This is a genomic window from Oceanobacillus sp. M65 (assembly GCF_052246275.1).
Taxonomy (GTDB): domain Bacteria; phylum Bacillota; class Bacilli; order Bacillales; family Amphibacillaceae; genus Oceanobacillus_B; species Oceanobacillus_B jordanicus.
In genome coordinates this window covers 171,633-194,856 of the sequence record NZ_JBQQCJ010000003.1, presented here as the reverse complement: position 1 = coordinate 194,856, position 23,224 = coordinate 171,633, and the positions used below count along the sequence as shown (strand labels likewise).

General features: G+C 38.3%; 31 protein-coding genes and 1 other annotated feature. Of the genes, 22 read left to right on the top strand and 9 right to left on the bottom strand.

Going from position 1 to position 23,224, the window contains the following annotated elements; all coding sequences use genetic code 11:
- The first annotated feature begins 40 nt into the window (after positions 1-40).
- Entirely contained in the window at positions 41-883 is an 843-nt protein-coding gene (locus ACTWPF_RS13160) for a YitT family protein (RefSeq protein WP_036573959.1), read from the top strand.
- A 15-nt stretch (positions 884-898) separates the two neighbouring features.
- A complete protein-coding gene (locus tag ACTWPF_RS13155) occupies positions 899-1,318 on the top strand; it encodes a hypothetical protein (protein ID WP_238018544.1) in 420 nt (139 codons plus the stop codon).
- A gap of 100 nt (positions 1,319-1,418) precedes the next feature.
- On the opposite strand, the gene ACTWPF_RS13150 is transcribed toward ACTWPF_RS13155, so the two are convergent.
- The 4 genes from ACTWPF_RS13150 to ACTWPF_RS13135 form a co-directional block, all read right to left on the bottom strand.
- Positions 1,419-1,682 carry a NifU N-terminal domain-containing protein gene (locus ACTWPF_RS13150; protein WP_036573954.1) on the bottom strand — a complete coding sequence of 88 codons (264 nt, stop codon included), beginning with the start codon at positions 1,680-1,682 and terminating at the stop codon, positions 1,419-1,421.
- A 204-nt stretch (positions 1,683-1,886) separates the two neighbouring features.
- Positions 1,887-2,084, bottom strand: a complete 198-nt coding sequence (locus ACTWPF_RS13145; RefSeq protein ID WP_036573951.1) for a DUF3813 family protein — start codon at positions 2,082-2,084, stop codon at positions 1,887-1,889.
- A gap of 1 nt (position 2,085) precedes the next feature.
- Entirely contained in the window at positions 2,086-2,235 is a 150-nt protein-coding gene (locus ACTWPF_RS13140) for a hypothetical protein (protein ID WP_182858816.1), read from the bottom strand.
- A gap of 121 nt (positions 2,236-2,356) precedes the next feature.
- Positions 2,357-3,190, bottom strand: a complete 834-nt coding sequence (locus ACTWPF_RS13135) for a Cof-type HAD-IIB family hydrolase (protein ID WP_443149385.1) — start codon at positions 3,188-3,190, stop codon at positions 2,357-2,359.
- 137 nt (positions 3,191-3,327) lie between these two features.
- On the opposite strand from ACTWPF_RS13135, the gene yjfP reads away from it, so the two are divergent.
- The 3 genes from yjfP (at position 3,328) to ACTWPF_RS13120 (ending at position 4,857) form a co-directional block, all read left to right on the top strand.
- Positions 3,328-4,089, top strand: a complete 762-nt coding sequence (gene yjfP, locus ACTWPF_RS13130; protein WP_443149384.1) for an esterase — start codon at positions 3,328-3,330, stop codon at positions 4,087-4,089.
- 169 nt (positions 4,090-4,258) lie between these two features.
- Positions 4,259-4,570, top strand: coding sequence for a metal-sulfur cluster assembly factor (locus ACTWPF_RS13125; RefSeq protein WP_036573941.1), 312 nt, complete (start codon positions 4,259-4,261; stop codon positions 4,568-4,570).
- A gap of 128 nt (positions 4,571-4,698) precedes the next feature.
- Entirely contained in the window at positions 4,699-4,857 is a 159-nt protein-coding gene (locus ACTWPF_RS13120; RefSeq protein WP_182858817.1) for a hypothetical protein, read from the top strand.
- Positions 4,858-4,901: 44 nt separating this feature from the next.
- Here the strand turns inward: ACTWPF_RS13120 and ACTWPF_RS13115 are convergent, their stop codons facing one another.
- Positions 4,902-5,714, bottom strand: coding sequence for an undecaprenyl-diphosphate phosphatase (locus ACTWPF_RS13115; protein ID WP_159033226.1), 813 nt, complete (start codon positions 5,712-5,714; stop codon positions 4,902-4,904).
- A 368-nt stretch (positions 5,715-6,082) separates the two neighbouring features.
- Here ACTWPF_RS13115 and ACTWPF_RS13110 point away from each other — a divergent pair, with 368 nt between their 5' ends.
- Positions 6,083-6,436, top strand: a complete 354-nt coding sequence (locus tag ACTWPF_RS13110) for a hypothetical protein (RefSeq protein WP_106896300.1) — start codon at positions 6,083-6,085, stop codon at positions 6,434-6,436.
- A 66-nt stretch (positions 6,437-6,502) separates the two neighbouring features.
- Here the strand turns inward: ACTWPF_RS13110 and ACTWPF_RS13105 are convergent, their stop codons facing one another.
- On the bottom strand, positions 6,503-6,679 hold the full coding sequence (locus tag ACTWPF_RS13105) for a YjzD family protein (RefSeq protein ID WP_081779360.1): 177 nt from the start codon (positions 6,677-6,679) through the stop codon (positions 6,503-6,505).
- Between the two features lie 116 nt (positions 6,680-6,795).
- Between ACTWPF_RS13105 and ACTWPF_RS13100 the strand changes: the two genes are divergently transcribed.
- The 6 genes from ACTWPF_RS13100 (at position 6,796) to ACTWPF_RS13075 (ending at position 12,269) form a co-directional block, all read left to right on the top strand.
- Complete coding sequence (locus ACTWPF_RS13100) at positions 6,796-7,419, top strand: hypothetical protein (protein ID WP_443149383.1); 624 nt, start codon at positions 6,796-6,798, stop codon at positions 7,417-7,419.
- A gap of 85 nt (positions 7,420-7,504) precedes the next feature.
- The gene (locus ACTWPF_RS13095; RefSeq protein ID WP_443149382.1) at positions 7,505-8,464 is read left to right on the top strand and encodes a BMP family ABC transporter substrate-binding protein; all 960 of its coding nucleotides are present in this window, start codon (positions 7,505-7,507) and stop codon (positions 8,462-8,464) included.
- A gap of 229 nt (positions 8,465-8,693) precedes the next feature.
- A complete protein-coding gene (locus ACTWPF_RS13090) occupies positions 8,694-9,632 on the top strand; it encodes a beta-ketoacyl-ACP synthase III (protein WP_238018537.1) in 939 nt (312 codons plus the stop codon).
- Positions 9,633-9,680: 48 nt separating this feature from the next.
- On the top strand, positions 9,681-10,919 hold the full coding sequence (gene fabF / locus ACTWPF_RS13085; protein ID WP_238018536.1) for a beta-ketoacyl-ACP synthase II: 1,239 nt from the start codon (positions 9,681-9,683) through the stop codon (positions 10,917-10,919).
- A 301-nt stretch (positions 10,920-11,220) separates the two neighbouring features.
- Positions 11,221-11,427, top strand: a complete 207-nt coding sequence (locus ACTWPF_RS13080; protein ID WP_106896305.1) for a hypothetical protein — start codon at positions 11,221-11,223, stop codon at positions 11,425-11,427.
- Between the two features lie 80 nt (positions 11,428-11,507).
- Positions 11,508-12,269 carry a YjbA family protein gene (locus ACTWPF_RS13075; protein ID WP_036573917.1) on the top strand — a complete coding sequence of 254 codons (762 nt, stop codon included), beginning with the start codon at positions 11,508-11,510 and terminating at the stop codon, positions 12,267-12,269.
- 47 nt (positions 12,270-12,316) lie between these two features.
- On the opposite strand, the gene trpS is transcribed toward ACTWPF_RS13075, so the two are convergent.
- A complete protein-coding gene (gene trpS, locus ACTWPF_RS13070) occupies positions 12,317-13,312 on the bottom strand; it encodes a tryptophan--tRNA ligase (RefSeq protein WP_106896306.1) in 996 nt (331 codons plus the stop codon).
- Positions 13,313-13,365: 53 nt separating this feature from the next.
- Positions 13,366-13,540: a binding site (T-box leader), on the bottom strand.
- A 413-nt stretch (positions 13,541-13,953) separates the two neighbouring features.
- Between trpS and ACTWPF_RS13065 the strand changes: the two genes are divergently transcribed.
- The 9 genes from ACTWPF_RS13065 (at position 13,954) to ACTWPF_RS13025 (ending at position 20,228) form a co-directional block, all read left to right on the top strand.
- On the top strand, positions 13,954-14,214 hold the full coding sequence (locus ACTWPF_RS13065) for a metal-sensitive transcriptional regulator (RefSeq protein ID WP_036573907.1): 261 nt from the start codon (positions 13,954-13,956) through the stop codon (positions 14,212-14,214).
- Positions 14,215-14,343: 129 nt separating this feature from the next.
- Positions 14,344-14,823: a DsrE/DsrF/DrsH-like family protein gene (locus ACTWPF_RS13060; RefSeq protein WP_443149381.1), complete on the top strand. Its 480-nt coding sequence runs from the start codon at positions 14,344-14,346 to the stop codon at positions 14,821-14,823.
- Between the two features lie 87 nt (positions 14,824-14,910).
- Positions 14,911-15,210: a rhodanese-like domain-containing protein gene (locus tag ACTWPF_RS13055; RefSeq protein WP_443149380.1), complete on the top strand. Its 300-nt coding sequence runs from the start codon at positions 14,911-14,913 to the stop codon at positions 15,208-15,210.
- Positions 15,211-15,224: 14 nt separating this feature from the next.
- Complete coding sequence (locus ACTWPF_RS13050; protein WP_443149379.1) at positions 15,225-15,797, top strand: sulfurtransferase TusA family protein; 573 nt, start codon at positions 15,225-15,227, stop codon at positions 15,795-15,797.
- Between the two features lie 11 nt (positions 15,798-15,808).
- The gene (locus tag ACTWPF_RS13045; protein ID WP_443149378.1) at positions 15,809-16,939 is read left to right on the top strand and encodes an MBL fold metallo-hydrolase; all 1,131 of its coding nucleotides are present in this window, start codon (positions 15,809-15,811) and stop codon (positions 16,937-16,939) included.
- Positions 16,940-16,957: 18 nt separating this feature from the next.
- Positions 16,958-17,185: a sulfurtransferase TusA family protein gene (locus ACTWPF_RS13040; protein ID WP_443149377.1), complete on the top strand. Its 228-nt coding sequence runs from the start codon at positions 16,958-16,960 to the stop codon at positions 17,183-17,185.
- 48 nt (positions 17,186-17,233) lie between these two features.
- A complete protein-coding gene (locus ACTWPF_RS13035) occupies positions 17,234-18,019 on the top strand; it encodes a sulfite exporter TauE/SafE family protein (RefSeq protein WP_443149376.1) in 786 nt (261 codons plus the stop codon).
- A 254-nt stretch (positions 18,020-18,273) separates the two neighbouring features.
- Entirely contained in the window at positions 18,274-19,479 is a 1,206-nt protein-coding gene (locus ACTWPF_RS13030; protein WP_036573893.1) for a putative glycoside hydrolase, read from the top strand.
- A gap of 155 nt (positions 19,480-19,634) precedes the next feature.
- Positions 19,635-20,228: a GNAT family N-acetyltransferase gene (locus tag ACTWPF_RS13025; RefSeq protein ID WP_036573890.1), complete on the top strand. Its 594-nt coding sequence runs from the start codon at positions 19,635-19,637 to the stop codon at positions 20,226-20,228.
- Between the two features lie 166 nt (positions 20,229-20,394).
- Here the strand turns inward: ACTWPF_RS13025 and ACTWPF_RS13020 are convergent, their stop codons facing one another.
- Together ACTWPF_RS13020 and ACTWPF_RS13015 are read right to left on the bottom strand one after the other, a co-directional pair.
- Entirely contained in the window at positions 20,395-21,765 is a 1,371-nt protein-coding gene (locus ACTWPF_RS13020; protein ID WP_106896314.1) for an ammonium transporter, read from the bottom strand.
- Positions 21,766-21,793: 28 nt separating this feature from the next.
- Positions 21,794-22,135, bottom strand: a complete 342-nt coding sequence (locus ACTWPF_RS13015; protein WP_036573887.1) for a P-II family nitrogen regulator — start codon at positions 22,133-22,135, stop codon at positions 21,794-21,796.
- Between the two features lie 396 nt (positions 22,136-22,531).
- On the opposite strand from ACTWPF_RS13015, the gene spxA reads away from it, so the two are divergent.
- Positions 22,532-22,927, top strand: a complete 396-nt coding sequence (spxA, locus tag ACTWPF_RS13010; RefSeq protein ID WP_036573885.1) for a transcriptional regulator SpxA — start codon at positions 22,532-22,534, stop codon at positions 22,925-22,927.
- Positions 22,928-23,224 lie beyond the last annotated feature (297 nt).

The following is a 23,224-nucleotide window of genomic DNA, read 5'->3' as shown; positions in this document are numbered from 1 at the left end:
ATCCCTTCCACGAAGGTAATAAGCTTGAAGGAGGTTAGGCATGTTTATTTTTGAAGCAAGACGTATTATTATTGTGATTTGTGGGGCTTTGTTAAATGCCATTTCCCTAAATTTCTTCTTAATTGGAGCAAATGTTTATGCTAGCGGATTTACTGGAGCTGCACAGCTTGTTTCCAGTGTGTTTAATGATTTTCTTAATATTGGTGTAAGTACAGGTATTCTGCTATTACTCTTTAACGTACCAGTTGCGATACTAGGTTGGTTTAAAGTTGGGAAAGGTTTTACAGTTTATAGCGTGATATCCGTACTATTCACCTCTGTATTCCTAGAATTCATACCGATTATCGGATTTTCTGAAGATATTATTTTAAATGCTGTATTTGGTGGTGTGATCGCTGGTACGGGTGTAGGGATGACATTAAAAGTTGGTGCGTCCACTGGGGGTATGGATATTGTTGCAATGGTTCTTTCCCGAATGAAGGATCGACCTATTGGCACATACTTCCTAGCACTTAATGCGGTCATTATTGCACTGGCAGGTATTTTATACGAACCAGAAAACGCGCTTTATACGCTTTTAACATTATATGTTACGACACGAGTGATTGATGCAATCCATACACGTCATGAAAAAGTAACAGCTATGATCATTACGCATAAGGCGGATGAATTGCAAAGGGAAATTCATAAAACCATGGTTCGTGGAATTACGATTCTACCTGCAAAAGGCGCCTATACGAAATCAGATAAAAGCATGATGTATCTTGTGGTAACTAGATATGAATTATATGACCTTGAACGGATTATTAACGAAGTAGACCCAAATGCGTTTACTAATATTGTACAAACCACAGGAATCTTTGGTTTCTTCAGAAAAGATTAGACAGGAGTAATCGAGATGAAAAAAAGTATCATAATTGCCCTAGTCCTTCTACTAGTAGGTTGCAGTAATGAACAGCCGACGAATGAGAGTGCCGAGAATAACGAAGGAGGCCAGGGTGCTGATGCTTCCGTTAGTATTCGTAATGTAGAGGTGGAAGTAGATGATGCGCTGCAAGCAACGATAACGGGAGAAGCCGCACTTGCAGGTAGTGATTTATATTATCAGTTGAAGCAAGGGGATATGGTCCTGATTAGTGAAGCAAAAGTTGAATTAGAATCAAACCCCCATGGGGTGAGTCCTTTTGAATTATTTTTGCAAGTGCCAGAGGATGCAGTATCAGGTGATCAGGCCCCTATAGTCAAATTTTACGGGAAAGACCAGTCAGGGGAAGAAGTTAACCCGAATTATGTACCAATAGATCTGAAATCGAAGTAAAAAAGATCTGTTGAGTGTTTCAATAGACAGGATGTATGTTGGTACTAAAACGTAAAAAAGAGGTCAGTGCGGACACTGGCCTCTTTATGTATATTAATAATTAATAACCATGTTTTTCAATTACTTTTGTAACTTCTGGTGTTAAGGTGTCCCACTCTGCATCAAACTTCTTGTTTACTGTAATAAAGTTTTGATAGCCGAAAACATTGTCGACCCCTTCAAGCTCCATTAAGTCGTTAAGAATTGCATGTTCACTTTTATTACCAGGCATTACGGAAATACTGCTCGTTCCTTCAAAAATTAATTTATCCGTCGTAAATTTTAATGCATTGGGATTGGGTGTTGCCTCTGCACGTATACTCATCAAAATTCCTCCTTAATCATCATACTTAGCTATATTTTAGCAGAAACTGCCCAGATAAAAAAGAAGAAAGCAGACTGCCCTAGTGGAAGGCAGTCTGCCTAATGCTGTGAGGTGAAGTATCCCGTGTCCCGGTGGGAAGTTTGCTTAAAGTAAATCCTTTTCATCAACAAATGAATCGGGGATTACCTTCACAAAAAACAGAGGTTACTGTAATTGATTATGCTGTTTTAATTGGTTCTCCAATTGCTGAAGTTGCTGCTTTTCCTCAGGACTCGCTTCATTATATGCAGCTTGGATAGCATTTTGTGCAGCCTGTTGATCTTGAGCAGTTGTAGAATTACCTTGCATGTTCATCATATTGGCAACAGCATCTTTAGCTTGTTGAAATAGGTTGTTTTCCAATTTAAAACCCTCCTACAGTGTGATTGTCTGCTTCTTCTTGCTTTCTTTCCGCATCGGAAAAAGTAGATCGGTACGGAAATCGTTCAGCATGTTTTTTTACAGAATCAGCGCTCTGGTGGCTGAATCGCTTTGATTTACTCCGTTTTCCCATGGTAACTCCTCCTAAGAAAAACATTGTAATACATAGCTTGTTCAGGAAGTAAAAAAGTGAACGTTGTATATAACGTTCACTAAGTAGTATGGTTCTTATTGCAATTAATATAGAAGGAAATTTAAACCGATTTTACCTCAAGCTTTAAATAGTTCTTCAAGAAGTCGCCAATTCCTTCGTTTTCATTTGTTGTTGTTACATGGTTGGCGATGTTTTTAAGTTCATCAATGGCATTACCCATTGCGACACCTACTCCAGCATATTCAATCATTTCCAGGTCATTATCTTCATCCCCAAAAGCAATTACTCTCTCTTGTGGAATATCATAATAATGCGCTATTTTTTGCAACCCAACTGCTTTATTCATACCTTTTTTTACAATCTCAATGATATTCCATGGAGCTCCCCATTTACGGTGTTCAATTAACTCTGCATGGTAGTCATCTAAATGACTTCTAAGTTCTTTTATATGAGTTTCCTTTGGATGGATCAGCAAAGAGGTAGGATCCTCTGTTAAATTTTGTTGAAGGTTTCCAATTGTAAAAGGAGAATCGTTCTTTGACGATTGGAAAATGTCGATAATATCTTTGTTATAACTATCAAGATATACATCGTCTTTTACCTCTGCCAAAATATTATGTACATCCAGATCATAACAGGCATCGATAATTTTATGCGCGGTTCGGATAGGCATAGGGCTATGTAATGCGTCCCATTTGGAATCTGTTGGGTGGTGAATCAAAGCTCCATTAAAATTAACCATTGGGGTATCAAGCCCTAGCTCGTGGTAGTAGGAAATACTTGCACGGTGTGGTCTTCCAGTGGAAATCACCACGATATGACCTTCTTCCATCGCAGTTAATACGGTTTGTTTTGTCTGGGAGCTAATTTCTTTTTTGTCTGTTAGTAGGGTTCCGTCTAGATCTAATGCTATTAAATGTCTTTTATTTTCCAATTATTTCACCTCATCTGTCATTAGTTTATAAGTGATTTTCTTATCTGTAAAGGGTTAGGTGAGTCCATTAGTTGCAATCGTTGTATTTGTGGGCGTAAAATATATAATTATTAAACAAATTAAGGAGACATGGTAAGATGATCGGAATAATTGAAGAAAAGCTTAATGAAATACCTTCCCTAATTATAGCAGACACAGCAAAAAAAACGGAAGCCTTGCCAACGGTCGTCTTTTTTCATGGATTCACTAGCGCCAAGGAACATAATCTTCCCATAGCCTATATGCTTGCAGAAAATGGTTACCGTGTAATTTTGCCTGATAGTATGTACCATGGTAGTCGTGAGCAGGGTGTTAATTCTATGCAAAGAATGGTGTCTTTTTGGGATGTCGTGATGAAAAATGTTAAAGAATTAGGTATGATCAAGGATGTTTTGGATGAGAGGAATCTTATTTTAAATGGCCGAATAGGGATTGCTGGAACAAGCATGGGGGGAATTACCACGTCAGCTGCATTAACCCAGTATCCTTGGATCAAAACGGCAGCTGTATTAATGGGTTCACCCAAGCTAAGTATTTTCGCCAGGACCCTTATTGAAGGATTAAAGGAAAAAGGTAATCTACCTGTTACGGATGAAACCATTAACCAGCTTTATCAACAGCTTGAGCAATACGACTTATCCAAACAACCAGAGAAATTAAACCAACGTCCATTATTCTTTTGGCATGGTGTTAACGATCCTGCAGTGCCTTTTGGTCATTCCTACAATTTTTATCAGGACGTTAAGGAACAGTATGTGAATCAAGAGGATATCCACTTTGTAAGAGAAGAAAATCGAGGCCATAAAGTTAGCCGCTATGCTACTTTGGAAGCAGTGAAATGGCTACATAAGCATGTTTAAATGTAAGATAGCAAAGACATGGTGCTGTCCGGGTCGGAGAATATAGTTTAAAGTGTAGGTTGGTCGAGTCGGCTTCACTTAGTAACGGTATTATATGCTTTTCTTTATGATTTAAAAATTTACAAAAGTATGTTTAAATATAGATAGAACTTTAGAAGGAGGTAAGGGTATGGACGAAGCATTAAAAGAAAATATGATGGGTGCCTTGGAAAATGTTATTGACCCAGAGTTGGGCATTGATATTGTTAACCTTGGTTTAATATATGATGTAGAGCTTAATGAAGAAGGACTTGCTACCGTAACAATGACACTTACAGCAATGGGTTGTCCTCTTGCCGGACACATCGAGCAGGATGTGCGTGCGGCATTATCCGACATTCCAGAAGTGAAAGACATTAATGTCAATATTGTATGGAACCCACCTTGGGGCAAAGAAAGAATGTCCCGCTATGCTAAAATTGCATTGGGAATCCCTGATTGATCCTATTCAAGTAATATACCCCATAATAAGGCCGCTATCTTAGTGACTTATATGGGGTATTTCTATGTTTGATAATAGAAGTCTCTTTGGGCATACTATAACTCATAACGCTTCTAGGAGGTTATAGCATGTCAGAAGAAAATAAAAATAAAAATAAAGACAAGGGTAGACAGCGAAATGCCCTAAAGTATGATACAGAGCCTGAACGAAATCGTGAAGACGTCGAGTTCTCCGAAGATACGGAATTTCTGAACCTCAATGGGAAAAGAAATAAAAGGAATCGATAAAAAAACCTGCATCTCTCCCGAAAGGGAAGGTGCAGGTTCTTTGTTTAGATAAATAAAATGACCAAGATACCAACAATAAAGCAATAAAAAGCAAAATATTTTAAATTACCTTTAGCCATTACGTTAATAAACCATTTTAGCGCGTAAAAGGAAGCTACGATAGAAGCCATAAACGCAATTAGGTATGGTATTGCCATTGCATCAAAGTTAGGGTCAGTGATGATATCTGTGAAGGATAACATCGTAATACCTAAGCTTACAGGAATATAAAGCAAGAAAGAAAAGCGAAGTGCTGTTTCTTGCTTCATACCTACTAGCATTGCTGCTACAATCGTTGCGCCGGAGCGGCTAATTCCTGGAACTAATGCAACAGCTTGCGCAAACCCTACGATAAGCGCATCTTTGACCCGTATATCACCATCATTTTTCCGTCCTCGCAGATTACGGATAACCCATAAAGCAGCACCAGTAAGTAGTAACGTATAACCTACAACAATTGGCTTACTAAGCGTTTCGCTAATGATATCTTCAAAAAGTAGTCCTAGGATACCTGTTGGAATCGTTGCAATGATCAGGAAGAGGATGAACTGAAAGTCACCTTTTGCCTTTTCATCACGCTTGGTTATGTAGATAACCCCATTCTTAACAAGTCGAATTATATCGTGACGAAAAATTAATAGTACAGCAATAAGCGAACCGAAATTGACGAGAATCTCAAAGGATAATCCTTTAATCTCTAGGTCAAATAAATTTTTTAAAATAACAATGTGCCCACTGGATGAAATGGGAATTGGCTCCGTAAATCCTTGAAATAACCCTAATATTAAATATTTTATTAATGTCCACAGTTCAGTCATGTTTTTCATTTCCTCCTTGGAAATACTTTTTACTTTAAAGTTCTTATCTCAGTTGCATTAGTCGAGTTGCTACGTATGCCCGGAGGATCCGGGGCATGCCGATGTTGATGCAACACGAATAGTTCTTAGTTGGCTAACCTAACAAAGGGCTCTTCACTTTTGTTCTTCTAGCTCACCCCAAAAGCTAGGCAACTTCCCGTAGCGCCCTGCAATAAGTTATCATTGGTTCGCAAGCTCACCTTGATTCCTTTATCTCGGTTGCTCCGTCCCAGTTGCTATGCTTTTATACGGGGCTCTTCGCTTTTGTTCTAACCTAGTCACATACCCAAGGGCTATTGAATAGTCTAGATTGTGAGGAGGTTGTTAAAATGAATCATAATCAACACCATATATACGACTTATGTAAAAAACATATGCATGCTTATGTGCTTGCCGAAATGGTTGACGGTACAAATGTAGATGGAATTATTACTGGTCTAGATGACGAGTATGTATACTTTGCTGTACCGCTGGAATCAAATGAACAACAACAAATGCCTACCTATCAACACCATGGATCATCAGATGACTACCGCCAATTTGGCTATGGGCATGGTTTTGGCTATGGCGGATATCCTGGGTATGGGTATGGACCGGGTTACGGATACGGAAGACCACGTTTTAGAAGGCTTGTCCTGCCATTGGCAGCACTAACGGCATTAAGTATTCTTCCATGGTATTAAAATGTAAATAAATAAACCCTTGCCCATTCTGCATGAGGCAAGGGTTACTCTTTCCAATATTGTTAATTATTTTTTATCTGCCTTTAAAGCAACTTCGCCAAGTAGAAATACAAATACTGACAAAATAGCAGCAAATACAACGGTGCTCGTTAAATCAAATTGTCCGCCACCCATACTGGATAGAACATAGGATAGCACTCCACTAATTAGTAAAGCCCAAACGATTGTCCATATGTAACGCATTGTTAACACCTCATTTTTTTATGCATAGTTCGTACATTTTGTATATATTTTATCAAATAGATGGTTAAATGAAAAGCTATTTCTTTATCATTCGCTTTCCTTAAGGAGGTTTTTTTGTGACGTATTTAGTGTCTCCAAGCAATCATTGGTTAGGTTATCACATGGTAGAACATCTTTTAGAACTCGGTTTTGAGGTTCACGGGCAAGAGAATGAGCAAGATTCAGATGAGCTTACTTTATTTTTTGGAAGGAATAGTTCCTATGGCCCTTTTAATCCGGAAAAGAAGTATAAAATTGCATATATATTGGGCGACTATAACGATAAATTAACTGCTAACACGGTACATACCTATGTATTATGCAAAGATAGTTCGAAAAACCAGGGTAAAAGACATACCTGTATTCACGTGCCAATATTATTTGGAGAGTGGATGCAAATGGATAAAGACGGAGTGTATTGGAACAACTCTTATGTTCGTTTTGATTCTATCTTATTTCAAAAGGAATCAATCTATATAAAAGATTTTATCGGGGAACTGGTGGATTGGAATACCAAAGGGATTGCAAGCCGGGAGGATCTCTATGTTCGGTCATTCCGTTCTGAAGAAAATCCGAAGCTTAAACTTGAAAATTCTATCTATCTTCGGGACAATATACCTATTGAGCAAAAAGTAGAAAAAGTGTTACAGCATTATCAAGAAAATAAAATTCAATATGATAATCTATATGGCAATCTTTAAATTTTTGGAAGAATAAATGGACGTTTTAAAAAAGATTCATGTAATATAAACGAGTAAAAACTTTAATTATGATAGGAGTGCGCCCATGACTAGAGGACTTATATTCAGACTTGTGCTATTTATAGGGCTAGTTTTCACTCTAGCTGGATGCAGTTCAAACGAACAAGAAATACAAAATGTCGGGATGCTCTTGGATGGTTCGATTAATGATCAGGCATGGGGGAGCAAAGGATACGCAGGTCTGTTGGAGATTGGAAACACTTATGACGTAGATGTGTTCTATAAAGAAGATATTACAACAGAACAGCAGGTAGTAAATACTGTAGAGGAGTTTGTTCAAGACGGAGTAAATCTAATATTTGGCCACAGTAGTATTTACGGGAAGTACTTTGTAGATATTGCGGAAAGCTACCCAGATGTACATTTTGTTTATTTCAATGGTGGTTATGTTAGTGATAATGTTACAAGTCTAAACTTTGATTCCCATGCGATGGGCTTTTTTGGGGGCATGGTGGCTGGCAAAATGACCTCAAATGACAATGTGGGAATTATTGCTGCTCATGAATGGCAGCCGGAAATCGAAGGGTTTTATGAAGGTGTGAAATATGAGAACCCTCGAGCGGAAATTAATATGAATTTCGTAAACGATTGGAATGACACCGAGACAGCAGAAGAAATTTATGAACAGGTGATTCAAACTGGTGTCGATGTAGTTTATCCTACAGGAGATGCTTTTAGTAAAGAAATTGTGGAGAAGGCAGCTCGTGATGACTTGTTTGCCATTGGCTATGTAACAGACCAATCAGAAATTGGAGGTCAGCACGTTCTCACCAGTACGATTCAGCATGTGGACAAGCTATATATGCTTGCAGCTGATTTATATGAAGAGGGCGAATTAGAAGGTTCTATTCAAACATATGACTTTCAGGATGACGTGATTTCACTAGGACCATTTAGTTCAAATGTGCCGGAAGACTACCAAGAATACTTAACTGAGGTAGTGGGAGAATATAAAGAAACTGAATTTCTACCTAATGGACAATAAACATAAACAGACTAATAATTATGGTTGTTTTTTTACCGTTCAAATTCCCTTTCTTTACTTTTTCTATTACTTGGAAACTTCGCTTGGAAATTGCTTCATACGAAGCTTCTTGGCGTTTATTTCATCTTTTTTTCGCTGCAGTAAACTTGCAAGAAGGAGAAAAATGCATTAAAATTAGTACCAAGTCATAAGAATTGATAATAAAACTACATTTTAAGGAGTTGTATATATGGGTGTTGGTGTATTAGGTACAGGTCATTATCTACCAACCAAAGTTGTAACAAATAAAGACATGGAGAAGTTGGTGGATACTACAGACGAATGGATTAGAACAAGAACTGGGATAGAAGAAAGACGATTTGCTGAAGATGATATTGATACTTCTGACATGGCTTATTATGCAGCGAAGCAAGCATTGGAAGAAGCTGATGTAACGGCGGATGAGATTGATCTTATTCTAACAGCGACAGTAACACCTGATACTCCTTTCCCTTCAGTATCGTGTATGATCCAGGAAAGACTAGGAGCGAAAAATGCTGCTGCTCTGGATGTAAGTGCTGCATGTTCTGGATTCATGTATGGTATGATTACTGCTAAGCAATTTATTGAAACAAACGCTTATAAAAAGATACTAGTAATTGGAGCAGAGAAACTGTCCAAAATTACGAATTGGGAAGATCGTAGTACTTGTGTTTTACTCGGAGATGGCGCAGGAGCTGCCGTTATTGGTGAAGTTTCAGAAGGTAAAGGGATACTTTCCTTTGAATTGGGATCAAATGGAGCAGGTGGCAAGGAGCTCTATCAAAACGAACAAGATATGTTAGTGATGAACGGTAGAGAGGTATATAAATTTGCCGTACGTCAAATGCCTGAATCAACAGTGAATGTAATTGATAAAGCAGGCCTAAAAAAAGAAGATGTCGATTATCTCATTCCACATCAAGCAAACATCCGTATTATGGAAGCTGCTCGCGAACGTTTAGAAATCTCGGAAGATAGAATGGCAACGACCATTAAAAAATACGGAAATAATTCAGCTGCATCTATTCCAATGGCCTTATCAGAAGCTGCAAAAGACGGTAAAATTAAAGATAATGATATCGTAGTTTTAGTAGGCTTCGGCGGTGGTTTAACATGGGGCGCTGTTGCTATACGCTGGGGAAAATAAATAGGTGTTAACAAAAACTGACACCGTTATGTATAGGAGGTTTATCCAATGGAACAAAAAAGAGTAGTTATTACTGGACTTGGTGCAATTTCACCATTAGGAAACACTGTTGATACAATGTGGGAAAATATCGTTGCAGGAAAATCTGGCATTGGTCTTGCTACAAAAGTAAATATAGATAACTTTCAAGCAAAGGTTGCAGCAGAGGTAAAAGATTTTGACCCAACAGCATACATGGATAAGAAGGATGCTCGAAAGATGGATCCATTCACTCAGTACGCAGTTGCTGCATCCAAGATGGCTGTAGAAGATGCCAAATTGGAGATTAATGAAGACAATGCACACCGTGTAGGGGTTTGGATTGGTTCTGGTATTGGTGGCATGTCGACATGGGAAGATCAGCACTCCAAGTTTATTGAAAAAGGACCAAAACGTGTAAGTCCATTTTTCGTGCCAATGATGATCCCAGATATGGCTGCAGGACAAGTATCCATTCAACTTGGGGCGAAAGGAATTAACTCTTGTAGTGTTACAGCTTGTGCTTCAGGAGCCAATTCAATTGGTGACGCATTTAAGGCTGTTCAGCGTGGGGACGTTGATTACATTATTGCTGGAGGCACAGAAGCGCCGATCACCAATATGTCATTTGCTGGGTTCTCTTCTGCAAAAGCATTGTCGTTAAACGAAGATCCGAAAAAAGCTAGCCGTCCATTTGACAAAGAACGTGATGGCTTTGTAATGGGGGAAGGCTCTGGAATTATGATTCTGGAATCACTTGAAACAGCATTGGAACGTGGTGCCCACATCTATGGAGAAATTGTTGGATATGGCGCAACAGGGGATGCTTACCATATTACAGCACCTGCCGAACATGGCGAAGGGGCTGCAAGAGCGATGCAAATGGCTCTTGACGATGCTGGGCTATCTCCAAACCAGGTAGATTATATTAATGCACATGGTACAAGTACTGCATTAAATGATAAATTTGAAACGGAAGCAATTAAAACAGTGTTAGGGGATCATTCTAAACATGTTGCGGTTTCTTCAACAAAATCGATGACTGGGCACCTACTAGGTGCAGCTGGTGGGATTGAAGCATTAATTTCAATCAAATCCATAACGGACAGCATCGTACCTGCAACAATTAATTATGAGACCCCTGATCCAGACTGTGACCTGGATTACGTACCCAACGAAGCAAGGAAACAAAATGTGGATGTAGTTATGAGTAACTCTTTAGGATTCGGCGGTCATAACGTAGCACTTGTATTTAAAAAATATCAATAATCCGAAAAACTGACTGAACTTATCAGTCAGTTTTTTTGTTTCTGAGGGAAGGTGTAAAGTACTGAAGTAGGAATCTTTGTCGAGAAGAAGTGCATAGTCGGAGAGTGTACTAACATCAGCCAAGAAGAAGTGAACATCGGCCTAGGGGGAACTAACATCAGCCAAGAAAGAGTGAACATCGCAAGAGAGAGATCTTTCGTGTCCCAGCGCCTCCAATCAATTGCATAATAAGAAATCATGGTTTCCCATGGACAAGCATATACATATATAAAAGCTTGGACAAGTATTGGTGGGGGATAAGATGGGCTATATTTTTGTTTTTTTAATAGGATTTGGTTTAGCGGTAAGTGGTGGGGTTACGATTATCGCGTACTTAAACTTTTTACCTGCTGGCATCACATGGTTAGAGTACTTTATCTTTATTTCGGGCAGAATGGAGTGTTACTTTCTACCGTTAGGAATAGTCTTAATGGCTTTTGTTGTATACCGTTACCCAAACACCCCTTAAATCTTGCAATGGCTTAGAATAAATTTCTTTATGATGGTCATAATGTATTCTAAGTTCAGTTTTAGAAGTGAGGGTTGTTTATGTTGTATATGCACGATGTTTGGGTAAATTGGTTTGAAGGCGAAGAGAATGGCTATAATGTGTGTTATTTTCATGAATGGCGGAAAAATGACGGAATTGAGCTGCTTGATCAGGTTCCATTACTTTACATAACAAAAGAACTGTTTCATTATATTGAGAATGATATGCACGACTTGCCGCGTCCTTTGCTGGATTCCATCTACAAAAGAGCATATGTGCGTAAAGGGCAGGAGCGTAATGTATTGGACTATGCCTGTATTGTTTCGGATGGAGCAGACATCCTGGTTTTTGATACTATTGGCTATGAAATTCCGATTCGTAAAAGTAGACTGATTCCACGACAGGAACAGCTTGTCTACGATATGATCAAAAACACGAAGCCACAATCCTACAAGTTTGATTCAAAGGCATACCAAAAGGAATACCATATGCTTTCGATGTCCCCAGACCTTGTCTTTGGATTGACGAGAAAAGAGCGGCAATTGAAGCATTTATTGATGATGGGGCTTGATCAGCTTCGCACCACAAACAATTTAGAAGAATTGCGTTATTGGCTAACGGAATGGGATCCCAAGAAATACCCATACATTCGCTTTATGGATGAAGATGAAGTGTGGGGCGCATTGTATACAGGAGTAAAAAAAGGGTGGAGTAACGCCCATGAAGATCTGTGTGGGAAGTTGATTAAAGGCCAACCTTTCCTTGAGAAAATTTGGGAAGTGGAGAACGGCCAAACAGAGAATATTTCAAAGCAGAAATAGTAAAAAGCCAATTGATAACCTATTATCAATTGGCTTTTGTGTTTTTGTTATTTCTTTTTATTCACACGGCCTAATCCCATTGCTTTTTTAGCTTTGGCAACCATCTTATTAGCATGGAAAGATGCTTTTTCGGCACCTTCATCTAAAATGGTATCCAACTCCTCGGATTGAAGCAATTCCTCGTACCGTTCTTGAATAGGCTGCAACAGAGCGATTACTGCATCCGCGACACCTTGTTTGAAATCTCCATATCCCTTTCCAGCATATGCTTCTTCCAATTCGGCAATGCTTTTACCTGAGCAGATAGCATGTATCGTTAGCAAGTTCGACACACCTGGCTTGTTTTCTTTATCAAACTTCACAATACCTTCCGAATCCGTTACTGCACTTTTGATTTTCTTCTCTATTTTCTTTGGTGTATCCAGCATAGAGATGAAACCTTTTTCGTTCGAGTCGGATTTACTCATTTTCTTCGTCGGCTCTTGTAGTGACATAATCCTTGCTCCAACTTTTGGAATGCGAACTTCTGGGACAGTAAAGATATCATTAAAACGATTGTTAAAACGTTGAGCCAGATTTCTAGTCAACTCTAAATGTTGTTTCTGGTCATCGCCAACAGGGACGATATCTGTGTTGTACAGCAGTATATCTGCTGCCATTAAGGAAGGATAGGTGAGTAGTCCAGATGAGACAGCTTCTTTTCCAGTAGACTTATCCTTAAATTGAGTCATACGCTCTAGTTCTCCCATGTAACTGATAGATTGTAGCATCCATCCCAGCTGTGTATGGGCAGGGACCTCAGATTGAACAAACAGTGTAGCTTTATTGTGATCAATCCCAGAAGCTAAATATAGTGCTGCTAGGGAGCGGATATTATTCCGCAATGTTAAGCGTTCCTGAGGTACGGTTATTGCATGCTCATCCACAATACAGAAATAACAGTGATGATCCTCTTGAAGTTGAACAAACTGCTGAATCGCTCCTAGATAGTTACCTAATGTTAAAGTACCACTTGGCTGAATGCCGGAAAAAATAGTTTTCATGGTTCTATCTCCTTTGAAAAAAGTCATTAAAAAAAGCCCATTAATCCCTCTGAAATAGGGACGAATGAACCGCGGTGCCACCCTTATTATTCTGCATATGCAGAATCACTTTAACTGTTAGTTAGCTCGAAAGTCCAATTCCAATTCACCTTGATGCTTGTTTCCACCAGCCACAAGCTCTCTAAAAATCAGTGGGTAATTGTACTACGCCTTTGTCATAGCGAAAGTTATTAATTTGGTTTCATTATATATTTCTTTGTTTGGAAGTGCAAGTATGAATCTGCATAGTTCAAGCGTAAGTGAATCTGAGGATTTATATTTAATCTACTAGCTTACTACTTAAACTTTTTCCTATGTGGCCGTTATTCAGTTATATAATGGTATTATTTACCAATAGAAATCTCTTTCCTTACTAAAGATTAATGGTTGACAATATACCTGCATGGGTATATTATAATGACAAGTTGTTATGAAATATAAACCAATAAACTGAAATTACTTATAGTAATTTTGTATATAAACCACTTTCAACTTGCTTTGCATTAGTTTAAGCTTGTAGTCTCTAACTATCTTCTAAGTAGAAGAGAGGCATAACAGGTCCTTTGTCAGTCAGAAATCAAAAGAGGAAGGAGTGAAAACAAATGGAGTATGATACAAAAGTTAAAAACAGAATGAAGCGTATTGAAGGGCAAGTTAGAGGACTATTAAAAATGATTGAAGAAGAAAAAGACTGTCGTGATGTTGTGACGCAAATGACAGCAGTAAGGAGTGCTTTAGACCGTACAGCTGCATTAATTGTTAGCACAAATCTTGAGCAATGTATCCGTGAGGAAAAGGATAAAGGAGAAAGTTCAGAAGATCTGATTAAAGAGGCTGTCAATTTACTAGTAAGAAGCCGATAACTTGTTAAGATTGACAAATTATTTCTAAGTCTTTAACCTAAAAATAGGGTTATGTGTATATAACTCTATTTTTTTAAACATTACATATACCCCTACGTGTATATGTATATTATAAAAGGAGAGAAGGATATGTCCGATAAAAAGAAAACAACAATTGTATTATTTAGTGGTGATTACGATAAAGCAATGGCAGCCTATATAATTGCTAATGGAGCTGCTGCTTATGATCATGAGGTTACTATTTTTCATACTTTCTGGGGACTCAACGCACTCCGCAAAGAGAACCAAGTTTCATTGAAGAAAGGGCTTATGGAGAAAATGTTCGGCAAAATGATGCCGAGAGGCGCTGAAAAAATGGGACTATCTAAAATGAACTACTTAGGAATGGGTCCTAAAATGATTAAGCAAGTAATCAAGAAACACAATGCAATGACACTACCTCAGTTAGTGGAAATGGCACAGGAACAAGAAGTTAAAATGATTGCTTGTACAATGACAATGGACTTACTTGGTCTGCAACAGGAAGAATTGTTGGATGGTATTGATTATGCTGGGGTTGCAGCATATATTGGTGATGCTGAACAAGGTAACGTAAATTTATTTATCTAATTTTTTTATAAAATTATATACCCCTAGGTGTATGTTTAGGCGCTGTAAGAAAGGAAAGAACTGAACAACGTGGAGGGAGAAATAATAATGAAGGAAATAACTGCAAAAGAACTAGCGAAGAAGTTAAAGGAAGAAGAAACGTTGAGCATAATCGATGTGAGAGAAGAAGATGAGGTTGCTCAAGGTAAAATTCCTGGTACTCTTCATATAGCTTTAGGACAACTACCTGAACGATTAGATGAAATAGATAAAGATCAACAATATTTTATTGTTTGTCGTTCTGGCGGAAGAAGTGGCAAGGCCTGTGCATTTTTAAGTGATCAAGGTTATGAAGTTACCAATATGGTAGGTGGCATGCTTGCTTGGGAAGACGAAGTAGAGAAATAAAAGGAGAAGATCATATGAGTATAAATGCAAATGAAATTTTAAATGCAAAAGGTTTGGCATGTCCTATGCCGATTGTTAGAACGAAGAAAGCAATCACTAATTTGGAACCAGGTCAGGTAATTGAGGTGCAAGCAACTGATAAAGGTTCTACAGCTCATATAAAAGCGTGGGCAGATAGTACAGGGCACCAGTATTTGGGAACAGTAATAGATGGAGAAGTATTGAAGCACTATTTAAGAAAAGCAAGTGAGGAAGAAACAAAAGAAGATACTAAGCACGAAGCTATCATGGACTTGCGAATACTTCGTAATAAAATAGATGCTGGAGAGTCCCTTGCTATTGTGGATGTCCGCGAACCAGCAGAGTTTGCCTTTGGTCATATACCTGGTGCTAAAAATATACCCCTCGGGGAACTAGAAGAAAGACTTTCAGAGATTGACCAAAATGAAGAACTACACATTATTTGCCGAACAGGAAGTCGAAGTGATTTAGCTGCACAAAAGTTGAAAGCAAACGGCTATAAAAATGTGAAAAACATTGTACCTGGTATGTCTAACTGGGAAGGGCCAACAAACGAAAATAACTAGGAGGGAAATGTATGGCTAAAACAATTTCAACTAAAACTCTAGCGAAAAAAGTAATTAATCATGAGAAAACGGTAATTTTAGATGTACGCAATACAGATGAATTTGATAATTGGAAAATTGAAGGTGGTAAGGTAGAGGTCATTAACGAGCCGTACTTCAATCTATTAGATGATGTCGAACCAGTTTCGAGTAGGTTAGAGAAGGATAAGGAAATAATTGTTGTTTGTGCAAAAGGTGGCTCCTCAGAGATGGTTGCAGACTTACTAGAAGAAGCTGGTTTTATAAATGCTTACAGCCTAGAAGGTGGTATGAAAGCATGGAGTGAGCATCTGGAGCCAGTGAAAATTGGTGATTTAACCGATGGTGGTTCGTTGTATCAATTTGTACGTCTAGGAAAAGGCTGTCTATCTTATTTCATTGAATCAAACGGAGAAGCAGCTATCATCGATACAGCACGAATGACAGATGTATATGAAAATTTTGCAGAAAAACAGGGTATTCAAATTAAACATTTGATAGATACACACTTACACGCCGACCATATTTCTGGTGGCCTTAGCCTTGCAAGTAAAGTAGATGGAAAGTATCACCTGCCACCCAAAGATGCTACTGAGGTGACGTTTGATTATACGCCATTAGAAGAAGGAAATGACATTATTGTAGGAAATACAGCAGTAAAAGTCCATCCAGTATACTCACCAGGTCATACCATTGGTAGTACGTCATTTATTATTGATGATACGTATTTATTAACAGGTGATATTCTATTTGTGAAATCAATTGGTCGTCCAGACTTAGCTGGTTTGGCAGAAGACTGGGTAGGTGATCTTCGTAACACACTTTATAATCGCTACAAGGAACTTTCCGATGATTTAGTTGTGCTACCAGCCCACTATTCATTTGCAGAAGAATTAGGAGAAGGCGGTAAAGTGTCTGCTCGTTTAGGAGATCTATATAGTAAAAATTCAGGTTTACAGGTTGAGGATGAAGGAGTATTCCGAAAAATGGTAACTGAAAACCTTCCACCACAACCGAATGCTTATCAGGATATTCGTCAAACAAACCTGGGGCAAATCACTCCAGAACACGAAGAACAAAAAGAAATGGAAATAGGACCGAACCGTTGTGCGGTTGAAGGTTAATACAAGGAGGAGAAAAGAATGGAAGTAAAGAAAGTATTAGATGCAAAAGGATTAGCATGTCCAATGCCGATTGTAAAAACGAAAAAAAGAATGGAAGAACTTAACTCAGGGGAAGTACTAGAGGTTCATGCAACTGATAAAGGGGCCAAAAGTGACCTCACCGCATGGGCAAAATCTGGTGGCCATGAACTGTTAAAAGACACTGAAGAAGATAATGTATTAAAATTTTGGATTAAAAAAGGATAGAAGGAGACTCATTAGTATGGGTCCCCTCCTATAAGGAGGGACTGCATTATGGAATATAGTTTTATTTTTATCGTAACTATCTTTCTGATTGGCTTTATCGGTTCCTTTGTTTCAGGAATGGTAGGAATCGGTGGATCAATTATTAAATATCCAATGCTATTATATCTCCCATCCCTGGTTGGTTTGACGGCGTTCACTGCACATGAAGTTGCTGGGATTAGTGCAGTTCAAGTCTTATTTGCAACAATAGGTGGTGTTTGGGCATACCGTAAAGGAGGATATTTAAACAAAACACTAATTATTTATATGGGAATAAGTATTTTACTTGGAAGTTTTATTGGTGGATACGGATCGCAATTCATGACGAATGGCGGAGTTAATCTTGTTTATGGATTGCTAGCGACTATTGCTGCAATTATGATGTTTATGCCGAAAAAGGGAATTGACGATATCCCGCTGGAGCAGGTCACCTTTAACAAATGGGTGGCGTCATTTCTAGCATTTTTAGTCGGTATTGGAGCAGGAATTGTAGGGGCTGCAGGAGCATTTATTTTAGTGCCAATTATGCTTCTGGTATTAAAGATCCCTACAAGAATGACCATTGCAACATCTTTGGCTATAACGTTCATTTCTTCGATAGGCGCGACAACCGGTAAATTAATGACTGGACAAGTATTGTTTATACCTGCCTTGATCATGATTATTGCTAGCTTAATCGCCTCACCTTTAGGAGCACATTTAGGGAAAAAAGTGAATACGAAAATTTTACAATGGATTTTGGCAATCTTAATTTTTGGAACCGCAATTAAAATTTGGCTAGACATTGTTAGTTAACATAAAACCAATCTCTCCTGAGGTTGGTTTTATTGATGGCTATTATACAGAACCCGTTTGAGTATTTGGCTATTCACAAAAGGGTCAAACTATTCCTCGTTATCAAGTAGAAAAATTCCTAAACAGGTTATTGTATCTCCCATTAAGGGTAATAGTTACCAACCGACTTTTCGACAAATTCTAGTATAATCCTTCCAATTTTAACAGGTAATCCTTTATACTAGATTTAAATATAAAAATGGGAGATTGATAGGATGGGGAAAAAACTACTAACAATGACAACGATGATGACGCTTCTACTGCCAAGTGTGCTCTCCATAGACACTGTAGCTGCAGAAGAGACGGTAAGCTCTCATAAGGAACGGCAAACGAGCATTAAGCCCTTAGCAATTGATAACATGAAGCGATTTACATATGATTCAGGTTACGAATTTGAATACCCTGATGCGGTTCGCGGTCTTTATGTTACAGGAAATTCAGCAGGCGGAAGTCGTTTTGAATCTTTAGTGGACATGATTGAAAGCACAGACCTTAATGCAATGGTTATTGATGTAAAAGAAGATAATGGAAATCTTACGTTCAAGCCAGAAGAAGGTTCTCCATATGAAGACATCGCGAAGAATTTCATTGATGATCCTGAAGCAATGATGAAAACCCTAGAAGAGAAGGGGATATACCCTATCGCGAGAGTTGTAGTGTTTAAAGATTCGGTTCTAGCAAAAGAAAGACCTGAACTTTCCTTTAAGGAAAACGGCAAGGTCTGGGTTAACGGAAAAGGGGAAGCATTTGTAAGTCCTTTTCAAAAAGAAGTATGGGAGTATAATGTAGGCATCGCGAAAATGGCTGCAGAGATGGGCTTCCAAGAAATCCAATTTGACTATGTTCGTTTTCCGGAAGGCTTTGAAAGTAGAGATGATGAATTAGAATACTCCATGGGGGATTATGCGGAATCTGATATGAATAATATCAAGAAACGTGTACAAGCAGTGACAGACTTTGTTGCTTATGCAAAGGAAGAAATGTCCAATTATGATGTTGATGTGGCTGTTGATATTTTCGGTTATGCTGCAACGATTGAAGAAGCACCAGGCATTGGGCAAAACTTCTCCAAAATTTCTGACAACGTGGATGTCATCTCCTCTATGATTTATCCAAGCCATTGGACTTCTTATTTTGGTATTGAAGTTCCAGATAAAGAACCGTATAAGCTTGTGAAGGAGTATGCCAAAGTAGAGAATGAAGTACTAGGTGCATTGGAAGAGCCACCAGTATCACGACCATGGATCCAAGATTTTGAAGCGCCATGGCTATACAGCGGTCCAACGAAGCAATATGGCAAAGCAGAGGTTGAGGCACAAATAAAGGCATTACATGAAAGTGGCATTAATGAATTCTTGCTTTGGAATTCAGGTAACAGTTATACAGAAAACGTTGATTATAAAATAGGATATAAAGAATAAGGTTAAGCAGCTCTCTCCCTGACAGAGAGCTGCTTTTCGTATGGCTTAAAAACAAACGGACAAAATATGCAGACGTACATTTTTTGGTAACGATTTAACAAAAGCAAGATTATTCGTTATACTAGAGAGGACTACTAAAAATAAGGAGTAGATCAATGAATTGGTATGAAAAGTTAAATAAGTATTTTCCGGTAGAAGAGATGAAATCAAAAAAGCATATGGAGATGCTTTTAAAAGAAAAGGGGGATGTCTACTACAAAGACGAAAGCCCCAAGCATGTTTTAATGTATGCAGAGTTTGATTCGTTTCTCTTTATCGATTATCTATGGGTATCTGCAGCAACGCGTGGTCAAGGAATTGGCCATAAGTTAATTGATAAGCTAAAGAAGAAAAACAAGCCGATTATCTTAGAAGTTGAACCTGTAGATTATGAGGATACAGATACAGAAAAGCGTCTGCATTTCTATCATAGGGAAGGCTTTACTCATGCGCAATCAATAGGGTATAACCGTCGTTCATTAGCGACAAATGAGGAAACCCCAATGGAGATATTATTCTGGTCTCCAAACAATGAAACAGAAGAAGTTATTTTTGAACAGATGAAGAAAATGTATGAAGATATTCATACGTATAAAGATGAAGAAATCTACGGCCGTGCATATCAGCCGGTGGATGAAGTATTGAGCTACGATGAAGACAATGCCCGGGACGATATTTTAAAAGGTCTAGGAACAACTGAAAAAGCATAAAGCCTAAATATGTTTAGGTCCAAATAAAATAAAATGAGCAAAGGCCGAACAGCATTCGATTCTCCATAAAGATTCGAATGATTGTTCGGCCTTTGTATTCCCTTTTTTCAATACTTTTTTTAAGTGCCCACTTTACGTGTAAGCTACAATTCATCTAATCTTTTTTTTATGATGATTTTTTTTCCGTACGCCCCACTGATAGATTGTTAAGCCGATCAGCTAAGCCAAGTCCATTCTTTAATGGCAAAGCCTCGTCTGTTAGTAATGTTTCTTTTAATTCATATGCGTTAGAACCGTGTTCTGCAAAATCAAGTCCTGCAATTTCTTCTTCTTCCGATACACGAATAGAAGAGAAGCGGGTAAGGATGAAAGTGAATGCTCCTACAGTTAACATGGTCCAGGCAATAACCGCAAGCACTCCGATTAACTGTATACCTAACTGGGAGAAACCATTGCCATAAAAAAGTCCTGTAGAGGTGGAGAAGAGTCCGACCGCAAGTGTACCCCAAACTCCACAGATTCCATGAACGGTAATAGCGCCAACTGGGTCGTCAATTCGTAGCTTCGTATCTAGGAAACGTATCCCTTCTACAAGTACCACCCCGGAAATTAATCCGACCAGAATAGATCCTGCAAGGGAAATCTCTGCTGTGCCTGCAGTGATACCAACTAACCCGGCGAGTACACCATTTAATGATAGGGAAGCATCAACACGTTTAAAACGGAATTTTGTATAAGCAGCAGTGGATACTAAAGCTGCAGAAGTGGAAAGAAGTGTTGTGCCGATTACCATTGGAACGAGCGTTGGATCTGCGGCAAGTGTGCTCCCACCATTAAAGCCAAACCACCCAAGCCAAAGTATAAACACACCCAGTGCACCTAATGGAATGTTGTGACCTGGTATGACATTCACTTTCTTGCCTGTATACTTTCCAATACGTGGTCCAAGGAATAATACGACAGTTAACGCACCGACTGCCCCTGTTAAATGTACTACTGTAGAGCCAGCAAAATCACTGAAGCCTAGATTTGTTAACCAACCATCACCCTGCCAGATCCAATGTCCAACAACCGGGTAGATAGCGCTTGTCATTGCTATGACAAATAAAATGTAACTTCCTAGCTTCATACGTTCGGCAACAGCCCCGGAAATTATTGTTGCACATGTTGCAACAAACATAGCCTGGAATACGAAGAATCCAATATCTTCCACGCCGCTTAATAGAAAGCCATCAATACCAATTATAGAACCGGCAGTTGTTCCAAACATAAGCCCATAGCCGACCACAAAGAATAATATGGATGCTAGACTTATAGTTAAAAAGTTTTTCATCAGAATATTAAGTGAATTTTTTGCACGAGTAAACCCTGACTCGACCATTGCAAATCCAGCATGCATGAAAAACACTAAGAATGCTGCGAACATAACCCACACTAGGTCAACTGAAATTTGCAAGGATTCGGTAGTTGGTGCGGCATAGACAGGTGATGCAACTAAGAATAGGAATAGTGATAATAACAAACTTTTCTTTAACATGATTCGTCCTCCTTTTTAAGATATGGAACTAAATAACAGCTTCGTTGCCACGTTCTCCAGTGCGAATTCGAATTACTTCTTCGACAGAAGAAACAAAGATTTTCCCGTCGCCGATATTACCAGTACTGCAGGTCTCGAGAATAATGGATACAATTTCATCAAGCTGATTGTCCTCTACAATCATTTCTACCTTGATTTTCGGTAGTAATTGTATTTGGAAAGTGGTCCCTCTAAACACACCAGTTTGCCCTTTTTGTTTTCCGGTTCCAGCTGCTTCTGTAACGGTCAATCCGCCAATTCCAATAGACGACAATGCATTACGCAATGGTTGGAACTTTTCAGGTCGGATAATTGTTTCAATCTTTTTCATCCTTAACACACCCTTTCTTTTGTTGATGTTAGGAAACCTAACACAGCAAGTTATGTTAATTATCATAAAAGGAAACAAGGCAAAATGCAAGTACTTTTCCATAAATTTTTTGAATATTTAAAAGTAATCGTTTACACGGTTTATAAGCGAATTGAGAATTTTTTCATGTAAGTGGTTTATTTGAAAATGTTTTGGGGTACCTTACAAGTAACGAATTAAAAACATTTCATGAACATTTTATAAAAAAACCCTATTTTCTCGTATACCCTCTACCTTTCGCTTGACAAATGTAGTATAATTTACATAAAGGGTTAATTAAACTTATTTTAATTTAATAAGTTGTTCAATGTTATGAAATGAATTCAACCCACTTTAGAATGAGGAGTGAAGTTTTATATGGTAACACTTTATACCTCACCAAGTTGTACATCTTGCAGAAAAGCAAAAGCATGGTTAGAAGAACATGATATCCCGTTTACGGAACGTAACATATTTTCCGAGCCATTATCACTGGATGAAATCAAGGAAATTTTACGTATGACGGAAGATGGAACTGATGAGATCATATCAACACGGTCAAAAGTCTTTCAAAAATTGGACGTTAATATTGATCAATTACCAATGAAGGATCTGTTTAATTTGATCCAGAAAAACCCTGGATTATTGAGAAGACCAATAATCTTAGATGAAAAGCGTCTGCAGGTTGGGTATAACGAAGATGAGATTCGCAGATTCTTACCAAGAACAGTGCGCACATTCCAGTTACGTGAAGCGCAACGCATGGTAAACTAATCGTAAAATAAAAATGAATAATAAAAACGCGGTTCATTTTAAATGATCCGCGTTTTTCATGGTGTGCAGGTTTTTTGGTGCTATTTTGAAAACGTTATAATATTGTCAAAAAATTCATCGTGACAAATTAGGGGAAATAGTTTAGAATATGTTACTAACTATTTATAATATATAGGCATATTAATTTCCAAATACTTATGTAGTATCATACAATGAGAGTAGGAAATCATCCTTCCATATAAGGAGAATATGCTAATTAGCTAATGGTTAGAGACAGGCTATTTAGGGTAATAGAAA

Excerpts from the sequence above, each read along its gene's own strand:
- spxA (WP_036573885.1), top strand. The coding sequence starts at position 22,532 with ATGGTAACACTTTATACCTCACCAAGTTGTACATCTTGCAGAAAAGCA.
- ACTWPF_RS13150 (WP_036573954.1), bottom strand. The coding sequence starts at position 1,682 with ATGAGTATACGTGCAGAGGCAACACCCAATCCCAATGCATTAAAATTT.
- ACTWPF_RS13050 (WP_443149379.1), top strand. The coding sequence starts at position 15,225 with ATGAGTATAAATGCAAATGAAATTTTAAATGCAAAAGGTTTGGCATGT.
- trpS (WP_106896306.1), bottom strand. The coding sequence starts at position 13,312 with ATGAAAACTATTTTTTCCGGCATTCAGCCAAGTGGTACTTTAACATTA.
- fabF (WP_238018536.1), top strand. The coding sequence starts at position 9,681 with ATGGAACAAAAAAGAGTAGTTATTACTGGACTTGGTGCAATTTCACCA.
- ACTWPF_RS13140 (WP_182858816.1), bottom strand. The coding sequence starts at position 2,235 with ATGGGAAAACGGAGTAAATCAAAGCGATTCAGCCACCAGAGCGCTGAT.
- ACTWPF_RS13095 (WP_443149382.1), top strand. The coding sequence starts at position 7,505 with ATGACTAGAGGACTTATATTCAGACTTGTGCTATTTATAGGGCTAGTT.
- ACTWPF_RS13060 (WP_443149381.1), top strand. The coding sequence starts at position 14,344 with ATGTCCGATAAAAAGAAAACAACAATTGTATTATTTAGTGGTGATTAC.
- ACTWPF_RS13115 (WP_159033226.1), bottom strand. The coding sequence starts at position 5,714 with ATGACTGAACTGTGGACATTAATAAAATATTTAATATTAGGGTTATTT.
- ACTWPF_RS13110 (WP_106896300.1), top strand. The coding sequence starts at position 6,083 with ATGAATCATAATCAACACCATATATACGACTTATGTAAAAAACATATG.
- ACTWPF_RS13120 (WP_182858817.1), top strand. The coding sequence starts at position 4,699 with ATGTCAGAAGAAAATAAAAATAAAAATAAAGACAAGGGTAGACAGCGA.
- ACTWPF_RS13025 (WP_036573890.1), top strand. The coding sequence starts at position 19,635 with ATGAATTGGTATGAAAAGTTAAATAAGTATTTTCCGGTAGAAGAGATG.
- ACTWPF_RS13035 (WP_443149376.1), top strand. The coding sequence starts at position 17,234 with ATGGAATATAGTTTTATTTTTATCGTAACTATCTTTCTGATTGGCTTT.
- ACTWPF_RS13015 (WP_036573887.1), bottom strand. The coding sequence starts at position 22,135 with ATGAAAAAGATTGAAACAATTATCCGACCTGAAAAGTTCCAACCATTG.
- ACTWPF_RS13020 (WP_106896314.1), bottom strand. The coding sequence starts at position 21,765 with ATGTTAAAGAAAAGTTTGTTATTATCACTATTCCTATTCTTAGTTGCA.
- yjfP (WP_443149384.1), top strand. The coding sequence starts at position 3,328 with ATGATCGGAATAATTGAAGAAAAGCTTAATGAAATACCTTCCCTAATT.
- ACTWPF_RS13055 (WP_443149380.1), top strand. The coding sequence starts at position 14,911 with ATGAAGGAAATAACTGCAAAAGAACTAGCGAAGAAGTTAAAGGAAGAA.
- ACTWPF_RS13090 (WP_238018537.1), top strand. The coding sequence starts at position 8,694 with ATGGGTGTTGGTGTATTAGGTACAGGTCATTATCTACCAACCAAAGTT.
- ACTWPF_RS13160 (WP_036573959.1), top strand. The coding sequence starts at position 41 with ATGTTTATTTTTGAAGCAAGACGTATTATTATTGTGATTTGTGGGGCT.
- ACTWPF_RS13030 (WP_036573893.1), top strand. The coding sequence starts at position 18,274 with ATGGGGAAAAAACTACTAACAATGACAACGATGATGACGCTTCTACTG.
- ACTWPF_RS13075 (WP_036573917.1), top strand. The coding sequence starts at position 11,508 with ATGTTGTATATGCACGATGTTTGGGTAAATTGGTTTGAAGGCGAAGAG.
- ACTWPF_RS13155 (WP_238018544.1), top strand. The coding sequence starts at position 899 with ATGAAAAAAAGTATCATAATTGCCCTAGTCCTTCTACTAGTAGGTTGC.
- ACTWPF_RS13105 (WP_081779360.1), bottom strand. The coding sequence starts at position 6,679 with ATGCGTTACATATGGACAATCGTTTGGGCTTTACTAATTAGTGGAGTG.
- ACTWPF_RS13040 (WP_443149377.1), top strand. The coding sequence starts at position 16,958 with ATGGAAGTAAAGAAAGTATTAGATGCAAAAGGATTAGCATGTCCAATG.
- ACTWPF_RS13045 (WP_443149378.1), top strand. The coding sequence starts at position 15,809 with ATGGCTAAAACAATTTCAACTAAAACTCTAGCGAAAAAAGTAATTAAT.
- ACTWPF_RS13065 (WP_036573907.1), top strand. The coding sequence starts at position 13,954 with ATGGAGTATGATACAAAAGTTAAAAACAGAATGAAGCGTATTGAAGGG.
- ACTWPF_RS13125 (WP_036573941.1), top strand. The coding sequence starts at position 4,259 with ATGGACGAAGCATTAAAAGAAAATATGATGGGTGCCTTGGAAAATGTT.
- ACTWPF_RS13080 (WP_106896305.1), top strand. The coding sequence starts at position 11,221 with ATGGGCTATATTTTTGTTTTTTTAATAGGATTTGGTTTAGCGGTAAGT.